Genomic DNA, 19,949 nt, shown 5'->3' with positions numbered 1-19,949 from the left:
AATATGCCTACCTTGACAAATTAAGGTGGCTACCTTGACACATCAAGTTAGACGACTTTTTCAATACACATCAAAAGACAGATACAGGGCTTTTCACTATCTTTGTGCAATCATAACCATCTGAGAAAAAACAATGCAAGAAGGCTATAAATGTATGGTGATAGGTGTCGCAGGTGGCACCGCATCAGGGAAATCCACATTGGTAAAGAATCTCCATGAGACATTTGCCCGTGAGGAAGTTGTGGGCTTGTGCCATGACTTTTACTATAAGGCTCATGACGACCTCACTTTTGAGGAACGTACCAAGCTCAACTATGATCACCCTGAATCTTTCGACACCGATATGATGATAGAGGATATCAAGAGGTTGAAGTCCGGCTTACCCATTCATCATCCCGTCTACTCTTTTGTCGATCATAATAGGACAAAAGAGACGGTCTTGGTCAAACCGGCCAAGGTGATCATCATCGACGGTGTATTGATCCTCGAAAATAAAGAGCTGCGAGATCTGATGGATGTCAAGATTTTTGTAGACACTGCGGCTGACGTGAGACTTGGAAGACGTCTCCTGAGGGACGTAGAGGAACGAGGACGAGACATGAATTCAGTATTGAACCAGTACTTTACGACTGTAAAGCCCATGCATGACCAATTTGTAGAACCCTCCAAAAAATATGCTCACCTGATCATCCCGGAGGGAGGATTCAACTCTGTCGGTATCAAGCTACTCATCGACAACATTAAGACAATGCTCCAAGAACTAAATACACCCGACGAATGAAAGACTTTATCATAGATATAGGATCAGAAAGGGCTTTTCTTGTCGGGCTCATCACCCCGGGACAAACGGAAGCCGAGGTTAAAGAATACCTTGACGAGCTCGCATTCCTTGCTGATACAGCGGGGGTGACAGCTGTGCGAAATTTCACCCAAAAGTTGGAGCACCCACAATCCGCAACGTTTGTCGGAAAAGGGAAACTTCAGGAAATCAAAGAAGCCATAGAGGAAGAGGAAGTGGGAGTTGTCATTTTTGATGATGAATTATCTCCTAAACAACTGCGCAATATCGAAAACGAGTTAAAAGTCAAAATACTTGACCGTACAAGACTTATCCTCGATATTTTTGCATCACGTGCTCAGACAGCCCATGCGAAAGTCCAAGTGGAATTGGCACTCTACAACTATATGCTGCCACGTCTGACAGGTCTGTGGACACACCTTGAGCGCCAACGTGGTGGAGTCGGTATGCGAGGTCCTGGGGAAACACAGTTGGAGACCGACCGCCGTATCATCCTTGACAAGATAGCGCGCCTCAAAGATCAACTCAAGACCATTGATCGCCAGATGAACGTTCAGCGTCAAAACAGGGGGAAGATGGTAAGGGTAGCCCTCGTAGGATACACCAACGTAGGCAAGTCTACGATGATGAACCTCCTAAGCAAAAGCGATGTCTTTGCAGAAAACAAGCTCTTCGCAACTCTTGACACGACTGTCCGTAAGGTAATTATACACAATCTGCCTTTCCTGCTCAGTGATACGGTAGGATTTATCCGAAAACTGCCCACTCAGTTGATAGAGTCGTTCAAGTCCACCCTTGACGAAGTCAGGGAGGCAGACCTCCTTGTGCACGTAGTCGATGTATCTCACCCTGCCTTTGAGGAACAGATAGAAGTCGTGAATCGCACACTCAGGGAAATCATAGGAGAGGAAGAAAAACCTGTGATCTTGGTATTCAACAAGATTGACGCTTTCACCTACACTCCCAAGGACGAAGATGATCTCACCCCCATGACAAGGGAAAATATCTCGTTGGATGAATTACAGAAAACTTGGATGGGACACGCAGATCAAACAGATGTGAAGTTTGTATCTGCAAAGACCGGAGAGGGCATAGACGAACTAAAAAGTCTGTTTTATGAACGCATCAAGACAATACATATGTCGAGATTTCCATACAACGACTTCCTATTTGAGACTTATGAGCACCTAATGGAAGACAATCAATAATAAATATAGTAGAAAAACAAGGCTGATCTGTGTCAGATCAGCCTTGTTTTTCATTAACGTAATCGCAATGTAGATTTATAATAAAAGTATTTAACATTGCAATTAAACCTTATGTAGATGAAATAGTCTACCTTTAACGCAACCCATAAAAACATTTATATAAAACCATCTATAGAAACAATGAATTCTATACTGAAATTTTCGGCTATCGGGATGATGCTGTGGTTGACCTCATCGGTCACGATATGTGCACAAGAGGTAGGAGGTACTACTCCCCAAAAACTACACCTGAGTTTGGATAATGCGCTTGAAATAGCATTGACTCAGGGCAATAAAATAAAAATAGCGGAGATGGATATCGTCAAGGCAAAATATGATCGTAAAACGACGATTGCCAAACTCTTTCCATCTGTTAATCTCACAGGGGACTACAACTACACAATAAAGAAGCAGGTAATGTATCTGGGAGGAGGGTTCTCCTTTCCGGGTATGCCGGATATAGGGGACAAGGGTATCGAAGTAGGTAAGAGTTACTCGGTCACAGGGGGTATCACTGCCGGTCTTCCGCTTGTCAATCCATCACTCTGGAGTTCAATTAAATTATCGGCCGAAGCTGTGAATATGGCAGTACTGCAAGCAGAAGAATCCAAAGAAGCCCTACACAATCAGGTAACAAAAGCTTATTATGGAGCACTGCTTGCTGAAGAATCTTTGAAAGTCTTGCAGCAAACATATAACAATGCTAAGAAAAGCCATGAAGACATCAAGATGAAGTTTGAACAAGGGCTTGTAGCAGAGTTTGATCTCTTGCGCGCAGATGTTGCGGTGAAAAATATCGAACCGGGACTACAGCAGGCCCTCAACGGAGTGGCAGCTACAAAAAGACAACTCCTTATCCTACTGTCTCTTGATCTTGACCGAGAATTGGAGTTGTCCGGAGCTCTAAGTGATAAGGAAGAACATATCTATCGAGCATACTTCTCCGAGTCTGTAACTCCTGAAAACAACACGCAATTGAAGTTGGCAGACAAACAGGTGGATCTACTCAAGATCCAGGAAAGACTTGCCAAGAGTGCCTTTCTGCCAACGATCACTCTCAGTGGATTCTACAGATACAACGCAATGGATGATAAGTTCTCATGGAAAGATTATCAATGGACTCCGTTCTCAGTCATGGCTCTCTCCCTGAACATCCCTATCACAAGCGGAGGTGAGAAGATATTCAAGGTTAACCAAGCAAAAGCTGCAACAAAGCAAGCCATCTTGAGACGCATAGACCTCAGCAGTGCTCTCAATGCCCAACTGAGACAATTCAGGGACAACATGAAGGCATCAGTGAGAAAGTTTGCTTCAGCAAAAGAAGCTGTCACTCAAGCTGAAAAAGGATATGAGATTGCTCGCAAACGATATGATGTAGGTATGTCTACACTGATCGAACTCAATGATGCCAACCTCGCCTTACTACAATCCAAACTCAATTACTTTGAGGCCATATATGACTTCCTCTCCAATGAGGCAGACTACAACAAAACTTTGGGAGTAAACATAAAAAGATAACAATATAATATCACGAGCAACCCTATGAAAGTAAAACAAATAGCCGTATCTGTAATATCTCTCTTCTCTGTTGTTGGAGGATTGTATTCCATTACCGGATGTACCCAGAAGCAAGAGCAGAAGAAGACAGAAGAAGTAAAGAAAGTAGAAACTGCGACTCCCCGACTTGATGTCATCGACATAGTCGATTCATATACTGCTAACGTTGAAGCATTCGTAAAAAACAACATTGCGCCTCAAACACCCAATCGTATTGATCGGATCATGGTTGAGGTGGGGCAACATGTACAAAAAGGACAAGTGCTTGCAACCCTCGACAATGCGTCTCTAAAACAACAGGAACTCAGACTACAAAATCTCAGAGCAGACTTCCAACGCACAGATGAGCTGTACAAGGTGGGAGGTATCTCTAAGGCTCAGTATGAGGCTCAAAAGATGAACTACGAGATCACAGAAAGCACTTACAACAACCTAAAGGATAACACTTTACTAAGAAGCCCCATCTCCGGAATCATAACGCAGAGAAACTACGACAGTGGAGATATGTATTCTCCGACGATGCCACTTCTTGTTGTGGAACAGATAGCCCCTCTTAAACTGTCAATAAATGCAAGCGAAAAATACTTTACGCGCATTCGCAAGGGAATGGAGGTAGATATCACTTTAGATGTTTTCCCAAATGAAACATTCAAAGGTACTATCGGTCTTATACATCCGACGATAGACCCGAATACTCGTACCTTCAAAGTCGAAATACATATCAAAAATGCAGACAACAGAATACGTCCGGGGATGTATGCCGGCGTGAAGATGCATATCAGCACCGAAGAGGTAATGTTGATACCTGATATTGCAGTACTTACCTTACCGGGAACAAATCAAAAGTACGTGTATATCCTTGAAGACGGAAAAGCCGTCCATAGGCTAATCAAGGTAGGGACTCTCGTAGGACAAGAACTTGTGATCACCGAAGGTCTATCTATTTCGGACAGGATCATCACGACAGGGCTTTCTTCCATAAAGAATGGAGAAGTTATAGAGGCAATATAAACCATAGCTTATTCTAAACCAGTATGAGTATATATCAATCCGCCGTCCGTAGACCGGTCACCACTGCGCTGATATTTGTCGCAATAGTGATTGTCGGATTATTCTCACTAACAAAGCTCTCCACAGACTTGTACCCCAAGATCGACATGAACTCGATCATGGTCATCACTCCTTATAACGGAGCAAGTGCCGAAGATATCGAAAACACGGTCTCTCGCCCTGTCGAAAACGTGCTTAACACGGTATCTAACGTCAAGCACATTAAGTCTAACTCCATGGACAACTTTTCAACAGTCTCCCTAGAGTTTGAGTCCGGTTCAAACATGGATGTTGCAACAAACGATGTACGAGACAAGTTAGATAGGATCACAAGTGCCTTACCGAAAGAAGCCGGCAAACCACTGATCTTCAAGTTCAGCATGGATGACATCCCTATCATGATCCTCTCTGTACAAGCAGTGGAGAGTGCCAAAGGACTCGATAAAATCATTGATGATAATCTCACCAACAAGATAGCTCGTCTCGACGGAGTGGGATCTGTGCAAGTAATGGGAGCCCCTATACGAGAGATAAATGTCTACTGTAATCCGGAAAAGCTTGAAGCTTATCGTCTGACAGTAGAACAGATATCTCAAGCTATCCAGATGTCCAATCGCAATATTCCCATTGGATCGATAGATATCGGAAGTAGAACAGCCTCATTCAGACTTCAAGGAGAGTTTGAAAAAGCAGAAGATATAAAGAACATAGTCGTTGGTGGAGGCCAAGGTCGAAATATCTACCTCCGCGATGTGGCAGAGGTCCATGATGGAGATAAAGAACGCATGCAAGAGTCTTACAATAATGGCATTGCAGGTGGATACATCATTATCCGTAAGCAGTCCGGAGCGAACAGTGTGGCTATATGTAATGCGATTAAGGACATCCTTCCTGACATTGAAAAGACGATGCCTTCGGACGTCAAGTTGATCAAGGTAATGGACTCCTCCGACTACATCACCAACACTATCAACAGCCTCTTAAAGACTATTTCGATCATCTTTATCGTAGTGATTTTAGTAGTCTTATTTTTCCTCGGTCGTTGGAGAGCAACTTTCATCATTGTTCTTACCATCCCGATCTCACTGATTGCCGCCTTTATCTACCTCATGGAATCCGGCAACACTCTCAATGTCATATCTCTCAGTGCGTTGTCCATTGCTATCGGGATGGTCGTTGACGATGCTATTGTGGTCTTGGAAAACATTACGACTCATATCGAACGAGGCAGTTTCCCAAAACAAGCTGCCATCTATGCAACCAATGAAGTCGCTCTATCCGTCATTGCTTCAACCCTCACGATGCTTGCGGTATTTTTGCCACTTACGATGGTGACAGGATTTACAGGTGTAATGTTCCGACAGCTCGGTTGGGTTGTAAGTATCGTGATGATCATATCGACAGTATCTGCTCTGACTTTGACACCGATGTTGAGTTCTCAGATGCTAAGGCGAACCGAACGCAACAGTGCTATCTACAACAGAATTTTTGATCCCATCAAACGCATGCTCGACGCTCTGGACAGGGCATATGCAAAGTTCCTCGGCTGGTGTGTCTATCACCGCAAGACTGTTGTCTTTGGAGCAGCTTTGATTTTTGTAGGTTCCTTGATGTTGATGCCACTTGTAAAGACGGAGTTCCTACCCGATAATGATCAGGGTTATATCACCGGAACTATTGAGTTACCTCAGGGCTACAGTAAGGAAAAGACCCTCGAGTTTGCTAACATGTTTTCTGCAGCAGCACGTGAAAAATATCCCAAAGATCTCACCTCTTTCAGCTTCACGGTGGGACAAGCAGACGAAGACAACGTGTTTGCAGCATTTCAGGGCTCGGGGAGCAATATCATCTCTGTCAATATATTGATGCCCCCCTTTGATGAGCGCTCAATGACGACGACACAATTAGCCCAAAAGCTTAGAGAAGAGTTGGCGACCTATCCCGTTGTGGAAAGTTTCAACATAAAAGCAGGGGAAGGCTTCGGAGGCAGCACCTACCCAGTACAGCTCGAAATCTATGGACATAGTTTTGAGAAGACAAACAAACTCGCTGATCAGTTTGTCGAAAATATCCGAAAGATGCCGGCATGTTCGGAAGTTAATATTTCCAGAAAACCTGCTTCACCGGAGTATAACGTTGTTTTTGATGACGAAAAACTGGCGATGTATGGCCTTACAAAAACGACAGCTGCCTCATCACTGCGCAATGCCATCACAGGAGTCACCTCCTCTTATTTCCGTGAAGACGGTAGAGAATATACCATCAAAGTACGTTACGCACAGGCCTTCAGAGAGGATATTGAATCTATAGAAAATATACTCATCACTACTCCTCGAGGGGCGACCATACGCCTAAGAGATCTCGGTGTCATCGAACAGAGAGAGACACCTCCGACAATTGAACGCAAAGACAGAGAGCGTTATCTGAGCATCGGCCTTACCACGACCTCGGGCTACGCCATGAGTGATCTCGTAGCTCAGAGCAAAGAAGTCATGAGCAAGATCGAACTACCGGAGGGCACATATTGGAAGCTCGCAGGTCAGTTTGAAACACAACAAGAGTCCTTCGGAGACTTGTTCACACTCATGACCCTTATCATCCTGCTTGTGTTTATAGTCATGGCTGCTGAGTTTGAATCATTCGTTGACCCATTTGTCATCATGTTCTCGGTACCATTTGCGCTCAGCGGTGTCATCCTCGGACTTGTTTTGACCGGTACACCTATGGGGGTCATGGCTCTCATCGGAGGTATCATGCTGATCGGTATTGTCGTCAAAAACGGTATCGTGCTCATAGACTATACTATCCTTTGCCGGGAGCGAGGAGAAGGTATCCTGTCGAGTGTTGTATCTGCCGGTAAGTCTCGTCTACGTCCGGTATTGATGACGACAGCCACTACAGTACTTGGGATGTTACCACTTGCGTTTGGTAAAGGAGAAGGTGCAGAGCTATGGAAGTCAATGGGGATGACCGTGGCGTTTGGTCTCACCATGTCAACACTGATCACGCTCATTATCGTACCTACCGTATACGCAATCTTTGCAGGAAATGGCATCAGACGCAAACGTAGAAAATTGTATAAAAAGAGACTTCAAGAATCCATGCACTATGAGTAACTCACATACTACAATGGACAAAGCCGTATTTATTTCGTTCAATCAGGCTTTTTATGAACACATCCTCGAACTACTCGACAGGCTCAACATAAGGGGACTTACAGCATGGGAAGAGGTAAAGGGCAGAGGCTCGTACTCCGGAGACCCACACTATGGGACTCACACATGGCCGACTCTCAACTCTGCCATGCTTGTCATACTGCCCGAAGCCAGAGTCGAACTCCTCCTCTCAGAGCTTCGCAAACTGGATCAACGAGCAGAGCGCCAAGGGCTACGGGCCTTCGTTTGGGATGTCACGAATGGTCTGTGAGCCGACAAAACAGACCAAAATGAACGCCGACAGAATTCTACCACTTTAGAGTGTGAGATATAAGCCGAATGAGGCCGACTTCTAAAAAATAGAAGTCGGCCTCATTTATTTCTCATCAAGAGACAATGCTATAGACTTAAGATCATAAAGTCTGAGATCCTCAAAACAAGTTGTCTAACTTAATTCATCAAGGTAGGCACCTTGATGAATTAAGTTAGACAACTTGTTTTTGCCCCTTCTATACCTTTGCCCTACCCCTCTATTAGGAACAGCTATGCGATACAGAGACGCCACGTAAGTAAAAAGAAGAACAAAACTCAGATGATCAGGGCTTTCCGCACAACGGAATTTGACATCAACGCTGGGTTTTACCCCCGACTTGTGGACACCTTGGATAATTAAGTAATAAATTCTTCTTTCAGTCCTTATTTTTATCAAAACAGGCGACAACTCACATCAATAATTTGCTATCTTTGTCTATGTTTTAATCCCGTGAATACAATCACAATAAACATATACTAAGACACCATGGCAGATATTTCTACCCTTTACGCCGGATTGCCCCTAAGATCGCCGATAGTTGTGGCGAGCTCGGGGCTTACCAACAAGGTCCACAAAGTCAAGGCTCACGAAGAGGCTGGTGCGGGAGCTATCGTACTCAAATCCATCTTTGAGGAGCAAATGGAGCAAGAGGCTGCATACATGTCTCAGGATAGTGATTATCCTGAAGCAATGGATTACTTGCGTCATTATGTAACATCCAATGCTCTTTCCGGTCACATAGACCTCATCAAGGCATGTCGTGACACAGTATCTATCCCGGTCATCGCGAGCATCAACTGCTACAAGCGCGACACATGGATGGACTATGCTCGCCAACTCGTAGAAGCAGGGGCATCAGCCATAGAGCTCAATGTCATGCGTATAGACACAGACGTCAATGAAGAGTCCGGAGCACACGAAAATGGACTTGTGCGCATGGTACAGGAAATAGTGAACAATGTCAAGGTACCGGTGACAGTAAAACTGTCAAAATTCTTCACCAACTTCTGCAAGCTCACTCGAGATCTTTACAACGCAGGAGCAGCAGGTGTGGTTCTCTTCAATCGCATGTATATGCCGGATATCGACATCAACAAGGAAGAGATCATCATAGGCAATGTATTCTCAAGCCCACGAGACCTATTTGACAGTCTCAGATATACAGCACTCGTACGCGGGACAACTCCACAATTGTCGATAGGGATATCCTCCGGAGTCAGGACAGGAGAAGATGTCATCAAGAGCATACTTGCAGGAGCAGATTCGGTACAACTTTGTACCTTGTTGTATCAAAACGGATCCCAGATGATCACTCGCCTCAATGAACACCTCTATCACTGGATGGAGGAGAAGAAATACGAAAGTGTAGACGAATTCAAGTCAAGACTTGCGGCAACAAGAGTGGATCACTTCAACCTCTACCAGCGTTCGCAGTTCATGAAGCACTTCTCATCTTACGACGAGACTCCGATCAACGCAGCCAAACCACCCAAAGATCATCCGGATCTCGCGTACTAAGAAATTAGGATAGACGAAAACAAAGTAAGAGACATGATAGACGGAAGACTGACTCCCTTCTTTCGTGACATACTCGGGCAGGAGGTTCTTATCGGACGCCTGCGCGAGTATGTTGTTGAAGAGAATATCCCCCACGCCCTACTTTTCGTAGGTGAAGATGGAGGGGAAGCACTCCCTCTTGCTTTGGCATTCACTCGATATCTCCAGTGTGAGTCACCCACTCACGGAGATGCTTGTGGTCGGTGTAGGGCATGCTTACAGATGGATGCACTCGCACATCCTGATGTGTTTCCGATATTTCCGGTAACCAAGATCGACAGCAATGACAAACCGACATCCGTAGACCGGTTGGACGAGTATAGGAGTATGCTAAGCAAAGAGCAGCGGCCTCTATTCTCAGACTGGAAAGTGATGTTGAAGTCAGAAAACAGGCAGCCTCAGATGTACATTTCGGAGGCTGAGTACTTGCAGCACAAGCTATCATATAAGTCTTTTCAGTCCAAGTATCGAGTCGTCCTCGTATGGTTGCCGGAGTTGATGAATACACCTTGTGCCAACACATTGCTCAAACTCCTCGAAGAACCACCTCAAGGAGTATTATTCATCATGGTTTCTGCCGATCCATCGTCCATACTACCGACGATATACAGTCGTCTCCAACGTATCCGGACCCTACCTGTCCACCAAAACAAGATAGAAAGGTTTGTAGCTGAAAACTTTGGTGTAAGCAGTTCGGCTGCAGCAGAAATAGCCCATCTTACTCAAGGAAACTTGAGAAGAGCCCTCGACCTTTTGAAAGCAGACAGCAATAATGATTATTTCTTCAAATTTCAGGAGGCCTGCAAGATACTTTATCTGCCGATCAAGGGAGATCCCAAGTTGATGAAAGAGAAGTCCGAAGCCATACACAAACTACAAAGAAGTGAAGCCATCGAACTTCTTGATATCATGATGGATGTCATCAGAGAAGTCAATGCCTACACCCACGGAGAAAACGAATGCAGATACATTCGTAGCGAGGAAACAGATATCGTGAGGCAACTCTCAAACTTTCAATCCCTTAACATGATCCCCAAGATGATGGAGATGATCATGACTGCACGTGCAGAACTTGCACAAAATGCGATGACGAAAATCGTTTTTTTTGATCTTTTGGTCTCATTGTCTCTGGTCTTCAGAGGGAAATAATCCTGACATCATCAGTCCAAACAAATCAATCTATGGCTCTCTTTCAGGTCGAACATCTATCTAAAAGCTTTGGAGTACTACATCTCTTTGAGGATATCAACTTTTCAGTCAATAAAGGACAAAAAGTGGGGTTAATAGCCCCCAATGGTTCCGGAAAATCGACTCTGCTCAAAATCATAGCCGGCAAAGAAACAGCTGACAGTGGAGAGGTCATTTTTCAAAAAGACATAAAAGTCAGTTATCTTCCCCAAGTCTCTCACTTTGAAGAGTACCCGGACATCCTCTCCGCGTGCATGTCGGGCATAAGGCCTGAAGTGAAAGAAGTCATCAATAAATACGAGAGAGCTGTGGCTCTTGGAGAGACCGATACGATCACAGTACTCATGGATGAGATGGATGCACTCGGAGCTTGGGATGTGGAGCAGGAACTGAGTCGCCTCCTAAGCATCTTGAAGATAGACAATCCTTTGAGAGAGACGAAGGGGCTTTCGGGAGGAGAAGCCAAGCGCATAGCCATAGCTTCTGTGCTCCTTGGAGATCCGGATGTTTTGATACTTGATGAGCCGACCAATCACCTCGATCCGGACATCATCGAGTGGTTTGAAGAGCATCTTTCTGCCCGAAATATCGCGTTGCTCATGGTGACACATGACAGATATTTCCTCGATAAAGTATGTGATACGATCATCGAAATGGATCAAGGGGCACTTTTCACTTATGAAGGCAACTACTCCAAATATCTCATCAAGAGGGAAGAGCGTATGGAGCAACTCTCTAAAGAACAACAGTCTCTGCGCAACCTTTATAAACGAGAATTAGAATGGATGCGCAGGATGCCGCAAGCTCGAGCAACAAAGGCTAAATACCGCAAGGATGCGTTTTACGAAACGGAATCTAAACTCAAGAACATACAACAGGCTGAAGGGCCTCGACTTGAAGCATCTTCGGTATATATAGGCAAAAAGATATTTGAGGCTAAAGCTCTATCTAAAAGCTTTGGTGATAAAGAGGTGATCAAGTCTTTCACGTACAACTTTGCCCGCAGGGACAGAGTCGGTATTATCGGCCCCAATGGCGCAGGGAAGTCCACTCTTATCAGACTCATACTTGGGTACCTGTCCCCTGATAGCGGTAGCATCGAGATCGGAGAGACTGTGCGCTTTGGCTATTTCGCTCAGACTCCTCCCGACTTTCCCTCCGGAAAAAAAGTAATAGAGGTCATCACGGATAAATCCGAAAAGATAAAACTCGGCAACGGCACAGAGCTGTCCGCAATGCAGCTCCTCACACGTTTTCTCTTCCCTCCTGCTCGTCAGCAAGAGTATGTAGAAAAGTTGAGTGGTGGAGAATTGAGGCGACTTCAACTCTGCTCGGTATTGATGGATGCTCCGAACTTCCTTGTCCTTGATGAACCGACAAACGACCTCGATATACCAACGTTGCAAGTACTGGAGGAATATCTCAGGGATTTTGATGGATGTATTCTCATTGTATCCCATGACAGATACTTCATGGACAACCTCACCAACCATCTCTTTGTACTCAAAGGAGATGGACTGGTCATGGATTTCCCGGGAAATTACACCGAATACAGACTTCAGCAAAAAAACGAGAGCAAATCAGCAACGAGCAAAGAAGTAACAGGCAGTGTATCTCCTAACACTCAAAAAGAGAAAAGGACAAGGGAGAAAACAAGACGATCCTTCAAGGAACAGCAGGAGTTTCTGGCACTGGAGAAAGAAATACCTGAGCTCGAAGCAAGGAAGCAAGAACTTCAAGAAAAGATGTCCTCCGGCTCATACTCCGGTCCGGAAATACAAGAAATGGGCAGCGAATATGAAATGATCCAAAATAAATTGGATGAAAAAGAGTTAAGATGGCTGGAGTTGTCAGAGCTATCGGCGTAGTACTTCGATAGTTTTAAGTACATTTGCATAACCTCGAAACAAAAATATTTGATATCCTTAAGTGAAACGTATCACAAGATATATAATAGGTCTGACTGTCATTGGTTACTTGTGCGTCTCCTTTGCCATGGGACGCATAAGTGGCATAACCCTCTCCCCCGAAAGTTTCACCTCCGTACAGGAGTTGCGAGACTCACTTAGAGCAGAAGCAAAGAAAGTAGACTCCATCGCCAAAGCAGATAGCCTCAAGAGAGACTCGATCAAGACTGCGGGAGCATTATCCAAAACTTCTTCAGACAACACCTCTCCAAGGAATATGGACTCCATCGCGTCAATCATGCAGATGGATGGTAAGACTCGTAGAATATCCGGTGATACACTTTTGGCATCTCAAGATTCAACCAAAGGAATGAACTTGGATGCTCCCGTGAATTTTGAAAGTGCTGACTCAATAGTCATCTATCCGGGAGAGAACTTTGTTCGGATGTTTGGGAAAGCTTCTGTAAAGTTCAAGCAACAAACCCTCGAGGGTGATTACATGCATATGAAAACAGATAGCGGCACAGTCTATTCTACTTACATAGACTATCCTGACTCTCTGAAAAAAGAAAAGATATATGCCAAAATACAAGACAAAGATCAGACCTACGAAGCAAAATCGATAACCTATAACTTCAACTCTCAACGCGGTTATATTACCGATGTTGTAACAAAACAAGGAGAAGGCTATATCACAGCGGGTAAGACAAAAAGGATGGAAAATGAGGAATTGTTCATGCAGGGAGGAAGATACTCCACCTGTGACAACCACGCTCATCCACACTTCTACGTTGCGTTGACCAAAGCCAAAGTACGTCCGGAGAAAAATCTCGTATCAGGTCCTATCTACATGGTTTTTGCGGATGTTCCCATACCGTTTATATTCCTTCCATTTGCTCTTTTTCCTTTCACTCAGTCCCAATCGTCCGGAGTAATTCCTCCGACATATGGAGACGAGTTGGATAGGGGCTTCTATCTCCGCAACGGGGGGTACTACTTCTCGATCAATGACTATGTAGATCTGGAGCTCACGGGAGACATCTATACGAAAGGGTCATGGGGGCTTCGTACGCGCTCAACCTACAACAAAAGGTACGCTTTCAGAGGTGGTATCGATGCGAGCTATTTGGTTACTGTCAAGGGAGACAAAGTGGCAGGAGATTTGTCCAAAGCGACAGACTTTCGCATTGCGTGGAACCACTCTCAAGATCCTAAAGCCAATCCATACCGGACATTATCTGCCAATGTCAACTTTTCTACAAGTTCGTACAACCACAATAACCTGAATGGACTGTATAACCAAGCCATACTTGGGGAGAATACGAAAAGTTCGAGTGTGGCATTCACTCAACGCTTCCCAAACAGCCCATTCTCAATATCCGGATCTATTGATATCACCCAAAGAAGCAGAGACAGCGCGATAGCAATCACAGCGCCGAACTTATCTATTTCTATGAGTCGTATATTCCCATTCAAACGCAAAAAAGCAGCGGGAAGGGAACGCTGGTATGAAAAGATATCTGTTTCCTATTCGGGACAACTACGAAACTTTATCGACACAAAGGAAAACAAGATACTCAAGTCTAATCTTGTAAAGGATTGGCGTAATGGATTCAATCACTCAATCCCGGTGAGTGCGAGCTTTGATCTCTTCAATTACTTCAAGATAAGTCCATCCTTCAATTACACAGAGCGCTGGTACACATCAAAGATCGAGCAAGCATATGATCCTGCTCAAGGAAGAGTTGTGCCCACAGACACCATATATGGCTTTAATCGCGTATATGATTACAACACCTCGTTGAGTCTCTCGACAACAGTATATGGTTTTTGGCAACCACTCCCCTTTATCCCATTTCTCGGGAAATGGGTAAGTATGATCCGTCATAGGATTGATCCATCTGTTTCTCTCTCATACAGACCGGATTTTGGAGATCCCAAGTATGGTTTTTGGAGACAACTTAGCTATATCACTCCTGATGGTCAGATCATAGACAAGCCTTACTCCCCATACCAACACCAACTCTTCGGAGTACCGGGCCAAGGCAAAAGTGGAAGTGTTTCTATTTCTGTAAATAATAACATCGAAGCAAAAATACGAGACCCGAAAGATTCAACAGCTTTCAAAAAGATAAGTCTCATCGATGGACTATCTTTCTCTACCAGCTACAATATGGCAGCGGACTCTTTCCATTGGAGTGACCTCTCAGCATCTCTACGCCTTCGCCTATCTCAAAGTTTTGTTCTCTCTCTTAGTGGAGCCTTTGACTTATATACGATGGATTATTATGAAAGGGATGGGCAGATCGTACCTTATCGTGTCGATAAATTGCGAGTCCTAAATGGCAAGGGATTGGGTAGACTTCGCTCGACAGGGGCCTCCTTCTCTTACAATATAACGCCCCAAACATTCAGTAAGTTGGCCTCTCTCTTCACAGGGAGAAAGGAAGAGGAAGAATCTGAGGGCAGTAATTCGAATCATAATAATTCTCCGGATGGTCATAACTTTATATCTTCAGGTCCATCTGAAGGCCCGTCTTTAGGCTCAACCCCGGGAGGAGGGGGCGGTTCATTGTTGAATGCTCAAGATCATTCATTAGGAGAATATGATGTCGATGGGTATCTCAAAAACACGATGAACTGGAGTTTGGGCTTCAACTACAGTTTGTCTTTAGGGCAGGATATGAGAGAGTTTGACACAAGGATTAAAGAGTTCAAGTATAAACTCGTTCATGACTTAAGTTTCAATGGACAATTTTCTCCGACAAAAAACTGGCACCTCAACTTCTCTGCCAACTACAACTTTGAGATGAAGAAGATCACCAATATGACTTGCAACATTACAAGAGATCTTCACTGTTGGAGTATGACCGCGAGCTTCATCCCTCTCGGGCCATATAAGTCATACAACTTTTCTATAGCTGTCAAGTCTTCGCTCCTACAGGATTTGAAGTACAGACAAAGCAATACACCTCGATTCAGCACTACCGAACGGTGGTACTAAGTAATATAACAAAAGAGCTATGGATACCACAATATCTAAAAAACGTATACTTATAGTATTTGATACGGTACAGGAGGGATTTGAGGAACTATATGAACGCTATGAGGTAGTCCGCCCCACACCCGGCAAATCATTCACCAAAGAGGAACTCGAAACCCTTGGAGGTGATTTCGATATCATCGCGACAGAATTCAGTATACCTGTTGATAAGGAGTACATAGACAGGTATCCTCATCTCAAGATGATAGCGAACTATGCAGTAGGATACAACAACATTGATCTAGCCCATGCTCGTAGCAGGGATATAGCTGTGTCCAATACCCCCAAGAGCGTTGTGATGCCCACAGCAGAACTCACACTTGCTCTCCTGCTCAACTGTACCAGACGAGTTGCAGAATGGGATAGGACGATGCGACACAACAAAAGCAGCGCAAAGGCTAACCTAGGAAGTGGCATGGGTGTAGATCTTTATGGTAAGACCGTTGGGATCATCGGCTATGGTAATATAGGGAAGACCGCAGGAAAATATTATCAGGCTTTCGGGATGAAAGTCCTTTACTACAAGCGCAACAGACTATCAGTTGCCGAAGAACAAGAGTTAAGAGTGACTTACGCAACTCTTGACGAGATTTACGCACAAAGTGATGTAATCTCTCTTCATACGCCATACAATCCAGACTCTCATCATCTCATCAATGCCGATGCGATCAATAAGATGAAGTCAAATGCGATCATCATAAATGTTGCTCGAGGAGCAGTTGTTGATGAGGCGGCCTTAGTCGAAGCTCTGAAATCCGGACGTATTGCGGGTGCAGGCCTTGATGTATTTGAGCACAATGACAATCCTCTTTCGGAATTGTATGAACTAGACAATGTGACAATGACACCACATGTTGGCACACAAACTTACGATTCGAGGGTCAAAATGGCAAAAGAGTTATCAGATAACATCATAGGATTTCTTGAAGGAGATCGTCCTGTGAGTCTTGTATCCTGATCCAAAATAGGAGTAAAATACACATACACCCAAAATCCCAATAAACGAGATTTGTCCCTAAACGATCTATGAAATCATCCAAGTTAACAGTAGATATCACTTACATCATCATCGGAGCATTCCTACAAGCCTTTGCCTACTCAGTCTTTATTGCTCCGGCCAATATTGTTCCTGGAGGCATCTATGGTACGACCATCGTGCTTAATCATATTACTAAGGGGATATTCTCCTTTGCTCCTGATGGACTACCTATAGGTATCACGGCATTGTTTTTCAACGTCCCCCTACTCTTTCTAGCAATCCGCAAATTAGGTTTGTCATCAGGTCCCAAGACAATATTAACCTTTGTCCTTATAGCTGTCTTCACCGACTTTATAGGCTGGCTGATGGGAGATACCACACTCGTGGCCAATGACAAATTTCTCTCAGCGTTTTATGGAGGAGCTATACTCGGACTTGGAGTTATGTGTGTCTTCAAAGCCGGTAGCACAAGTGCGGGAACTGACGTCCTTGCACGTGTTTTAGCAAAAGGCACGAATATCAAGGTCAGCACCATGATTATGACTGTCGATTCTATTGTTGTCCTTTTCGGTCTTCTCGCTCTTAAGGACTGGAGTGTTCCCTTGTACTCATGGCTTACTATATTTATATACGGCAAAGTTGTGGATATTTTACAGCCTGAAAATCCAAACAAAGCCGTCTTTATCGTCTCTCCTAAGAAAGAATCCATCAGAGAAATTATTATCAACAAGCTTGATATGGGCGGGACATTCTTGCATGGGCAGGGAATGTACAATGGAGAACAGCGTGATATCATCTTCACCATTACCGACCGTAAAAAGATCAACGCCCTCAAGAGAGAGGTAAGAGAGATAGACCCCAATGCATTCATCTCTTCCATGGATGCTTCCAAAGATGTATCTCCAACACCATAAAGCAGGAGCAATCAAAACATTCCGATCGAGGGTAATACCGGAAGAGCGAGGCTTCTCAAGATTGTGAAAGAAGCCATAACACTTCTTTATTCTGAAGCTAAATAAAAAGCCAAAATAGAAATTGGTCAAACTTGAGTTTGACCAATTTCTATTTTGGCTTTATACACCTGAATCCTTTCGTATATAGATTATTCCGACTAATTTTGGAGTAGATTTTAGCGATAAATGAGGAATGAGTACTGAAACCAACATAATGGACAACCTCAAACAGCTTGTCCGCAACAACAAGTTGTTTCTCTCCAACCTATCCTACATCGGTATCTTCCAGATACTTATACTCATACTGCCCCTGATATCTTATCCCTATCTCATCAGAATCGTGGGAGCGGATCTGTATGGGCGAGTGGCCTATGCCCAAGCTGCCGTAGTCTTTGCCATTATCTTGGTCAACTTTGGTCTCAATATCATGGCAACAAAGGAAGTCTCGATCAACAGAGACAACCCTATTGTTTTGGATAGGATCGTGACCAAGGTCTACATCATCAAGACATGTTTCTTCATTCTCTCATCACTTATATATGCAGTAGCTATCTTCTATTTTGAGACATTTGCAGCCAACAAGCTACTCTTTCTCCTATCATTCGGATACTGCCTTCCGGAGTGGTTACTGCCCATATGGTACTTTCAAGGCATAGAAAAGATGAAGTATATGACCCTCGTTGACTCCATTGCCAAAGTCTTTTTTACCATACTCATCTTCTTTGTTATCTCTATTCCGGAGCACTATATCCGTATCCCGATAGTACAGACGATCGGAACACTGATAGGAGCCTCTGTGGGATTCGCATTACTCTTTGGGAAGGAGGGACGAAGATTTGTACGCACCAAACTATCTGAGATTAAAGATTTTACCAAAGAAGCCATTCCTTTCTTCCTATCAAGAGTATCAGCCGTCACCATCAGCCAGCTTTCGACACTATTTGTCGGTAAATATCTTGGATATGTCGAAGTTGCATGGCTCGATCTCGCACGAAAAGTCGTCAATATCCTGATGATCCCAAGTGTATCGATCAATTCAGCACTCTACCCACGCATAGCTCACTCCAAGAGTAGAAGCCTGGTGCGCAAAGCACTATACTTTCAGGGAGGACTCGGGTTGATTATTTATGGGGGACTTTTTATCGCGACTCCCTTGATCGTGAGCCTGCTTGGTGGATCAGAGATGCTGCCGGCTATGGATACAGTGAGGTTTTATAGTCTTCTCATCATCCTATATCATTTCAATTATTACATAGGGACACCCGTCATGATCCCTATGGGACTTGCCAAAGAGTTCAATCTAAGTGTGATATTCTCACTTTTCCTGTTCCTTGGTATTTATATGGCGGTATATATGTTGCATCTGTTCAGTCTCAATGTATTCATCGGAGCTACCATTGTAACCGAAATCATGATCCTCTGCTATCGCACATACTATTGTCACAAGCATAAAGTATTCAAAGCATGAAGATACCTCATTCACTACGTCGATATTTCTCATTTTACTACGAAGCCAAGTCCGGTCCATTGGTATGGCTCAAAACGACATTGTCTGAATATGGAAGGCGTAAGAGCATCAAGAGACAAAATCTAAACCTCAAACGCTATCATCACGAGATACTCAAGGCTTTCACCGATGCATTGAAGGAATTAGGCCTCCCGTACTGGCTTGACTATGGGACACTACTCGGAGTCATACGAGATAACAGCTATGTGGAAAATGACTCTGACCTTGACTTCGGTATGTACCTTCACGACTATACACCACAAATAACGGAGACTCTGAAAAGATATGGATTCAAGAAGGAGTTTGACCGCTTAGTAGATGATGGACGCACAGGACGAGAGTCCGTATACTCATACAAGGGCGTCCATACAGACATATTTTTCTATGCTGTTCAAGGGGAGCACATGAGCACCTTTATAGCATTTCCAGAAAAAGATATGGACTATGAGGCCATGGTCAAGAAATACGGAGGCATGCGTGTCTACCGCACTACCCATCCATACATGAAGACCAAACATCACCACTACAAGGACTTGAATGTATCTATCCCGGAGGATGAACATACATATCTCATCTCATGCTATGGAGAAGGCTACAATATCAAAGATCCTCACTACGATTATGTTACCTTCAAAGCACCCAACCGACAAGTCCTTGACGACAAGTTTTCAGTTCTTGTCTACGATAAATAAGC

General features: G+C 44.1%; 14 protein-coding genes. All 14 read left to right on the top strand.

The annotated features are described in order from the left end of the window. The first annotated feature begins 133 nt into the window (after window positions 1-133). A complete protein-coding gene (udk, locus tag Q4A14_RS00910) occupies window positions 134-781 on the top strand; it encodes a uridine kinase (protein ID WP_303169259.1) in 648 nt (215 codons plus the stop codon). Then, window positions 778-2,007: a GTPase HflX gene (hflX, locus tag Q4A14_RS00905; RefSeq protein ID WP_303169258.1), complete on the top strand. Its 1,230-nt coding sequence runs from the start codon at window positions 778-780 to the stop codon at window positions 2,005-2,007. The genes udk and hflX overlap by 4 nt, the downstream gene beginning before the upstream one ends. Before the next feature lie 180 nt (window positions 2,008-2,187). Beyond that, a complete protein-coding gene (locus tag Q4A14_RS00900) occupies window positions 2,188-3,564 on the top strand; it encodes a TolC family protein (protein ID WP_303169257.1) in 1,377 nt (458 codons plus the stop codon). Window positions 3,565-3,588: 24 nt separating this feature from the next. Then, window positions 3,589-4,614, top strand: coding sequence for an efflux RND transporter periplasmic adaptor subunit (locus Q4A14_RS00895; protein ID WP_303169256.1), 1,026 nt, complete (start codon window positions 3,589-3,591; stop codon window positions 4,612-4,614). A 23-nt stretch (window positions 4,615-4,637) separates the two neighbouring features. Next, entirely contained in the window at window positions 4,638-7,769 is a 3,132-nt protein-coding gene (locus Q4A14_RS00890) for an efflux RND transporter permease subunit (protein WP_303169255.1), read from the top strand. Next, complete coding sequence (locus Q4A14_RS00885) at window positions 7,762-8,079, top strand: PG0541 family transporter-associated protein (protein WP_303169253.1); 318 nt, start codon at window positions 7,762-7,764, stop codon at window positions 8,077-8,079. Before Q4A14_RS00890 ends, Q4A14_RS00885 begins: the two co-directional genes overlap by 8 nt. Window positions 8,080-8,607: 528 nt before the next feature. After that, complete coding sequence (locus Q4A14_RS00880) at window positions 8,608-9,639, top strand: dihydroorotate dehydrogenase-like protein (RefSeq protein ID WP_303169251.1); 1,032 nt, start codon at window positions 8,608-8,610, stop codon at window positions 9,637-9,639. A gap of 33 nt (window positions 9,640-9,672) precedes the next feature. Beyond that, entirely contained in the window at window positions 9,673-10,827 is a 1,155-nt protein-coding gene (locus tag Q4A14_RS00875) for a DNA polymerase III subunit delta' (protein WP_303169250.1), read from the top strand. A gap of 32 nt (window positions 10,828-10,859) precedes the next feature. Further along, complete coding sequence (gene abc-f / locus Q4A14_RS00870) at window positions 10,860-12,734, top strand: ribosomal protection-like ABC-F family protein (RefSeq protein ID WP_303169249.1); 1,875 nt, start codon at window positions 10,860-10,862, stop codon at window positions 12,732-12,734. Between the two features lie 61 nt (window positions 12,735-12,795). Then, the gene (locus Q4A14_RS00865) at window positions 12,796-15,777 is read left to right on the top strand and encodes a putative LPS assembly protein LptD (protein WP_303169247.1); all 2,982 of its coding nucleotides are present in this window, start codon (window positions 12,796-12,798) and stop codon (window positions 15,775-15,777) included. 19 nt (window positions 15,778-15,796) lie between these two features. Next, a complete protein-coding gene (locus Q4A14_RS00860) occupies window positions 15,797-16,774 on the top strand; it encodes an NAD(P)-dependent oxidoreductase (RefSeq protein WP_303169245.1) in 978 nt (325 codons plus the stop codon). A 68-nt stretch (window positions 16,775-16,842) separates the two neighbouring features. After that, on the top strand, window positions 16,843-17,709 hold the full coding sequence (locus tag Q4A14_RS00855; protein ID WP_303169244.1) for a YitT family protein: 867 nt from the start codon (window positions 16,843-16,845) through the stop codon (window positions 17,707-17,709). 232 nt (window positions 17,710-17,941) lie between these two features. Beyond that, window positions 17,942-19,216 carry an oligosaccharide flippase family protein gene (locus Q4A14_RS00850; protein ID WP_303169242.1) on the top strand — a complete coding sequence of 425 codons (1,275 nt, stop codon included), beginning with the start codon at window positions 17,942-17,944 and terminating at the stop codon, window positions 19,214-19,216. After that, window positions 19,213-19,947: a LicD family protein gene (locus Q4A14_RS00845; RefSeq protein ID WP_303169241.1), complete on the top strand. Its 735-nt coding sequence runs from the start codon at window positions 19,213-19,215 to the stop codon at window positions 19,945-19,947. The genes Q4A14_RS00850 and Q4A14_RS00845 overlap by 4 nt, the downstream gene beginning before the upstream one ends. The last annotated feature ends 2 nt before the right edge of the window (window positions 19,948-19,949 follow it).

Origin of the sequence: Porphyromonas sp., assembly GCF_030529325.1 — a bacterium.
GTDB lineage: Bacteria > Bacteroidota > Bacteroidia > Bacteroidales > Porphyromonadaceae > Porphyromonas_A.
The sequence above is the reverse complement of the archived record's forward strand: the minus strand, read 5'-3'. Positions and strand labels throughout refer to the sequence as shown.

Excerpts from the sequence above, each read along its gene's own strand:
- Q4A14_RS00895 (WP_303169256.1), top strand. The coding sequence starts at position 3,589 with ATGAAAGTAAAACAAATAGCCGTATCTGTAATATCTCTCTTCTCTGTT.
- abc-f (WP_303169249.1), top strand. The coding sequence starts at position 10,860 with ATGGCTCTCTTTCAGGTCGAACATCTATCTAAAAGCTTTGGAGTACTA.
- Q4A14_RS00860 (WP_303169245.1), top strand. The coding sequence starts at position 15,797 with ATGGATACCACAATATCTAAAAAACGTATACTTATAGTATTTGATACG.
- Q4A14_RS00850 (WP_303169242.1), top strand. The coding sequence starts at position 17,942 with ATGAGTACTGAAACCAACATAATGGACAACCTCAAACAGCTTGTCCGC.
- Q4A14_RS00875 (WP_303169250.1), top strand. The coding sequence starts at position 9,673 with ATGATAGACGGAAGACTGACTCCCTTCTTTCGTGACATACTCGGGCAG.
- Q4A14_RS00880 (WP_303169251.1), top strand. The coding sequence starts at position 8,608 with ATGGCAGATATTTCTACCCTTTACGCCGGATTGCCCCTAAGATCGCCG.
- hflX (WP_303169258.1), top strand. The coding sequence starts at position 778 with ATGAAAGACTTTATCATAGATATAGGATCAGAAAGGGCTTTTCTTGTC.
- Q4A14_RS00855 (WP_303169244.1), top strand. The coding sequence starts at position 16,843 with ATGAAATCATCCAAGTTAACAGTAGATATCACTTACATCATCATCGGA.
- Q4A14_RS00890 (WP_303169255.1), top strand. The coding sequence starts at position 4,638 with ATGAGTATATATCAATCCGCCGTCCGTAGACCGGTCACCACTGCGCTG.
- udk (WP_303169259.1), top strand. The coding sequence starts at position 134 with ATGCAAGAAGGCTATAAATGTATGGTGATAGGTGTCGCAGGTGGCACC.
- Q4A14_RS00885 (WP_303169253.1), top strand. The coding sequence starts at position 7,762 with ATGAGTAACTCACATACTACAATGGACAAAGCCGTATTTATTTCGTTC.
- Q4A14_RS00845 (WP_303169241.1), top strand. The coding sequence starts at position 19,213 with ATGAAGATACCTCATTCACTACGTCGATATTTCTCATTTTACTACGAA.
- Q4A14_RS00900 (WP_303169257.1), top strand. The coding sequence starts at position 2,188 with ATGAATTCTATACTGAAATTTTCGGCTATCGGGATGATGCTGTGGTTG.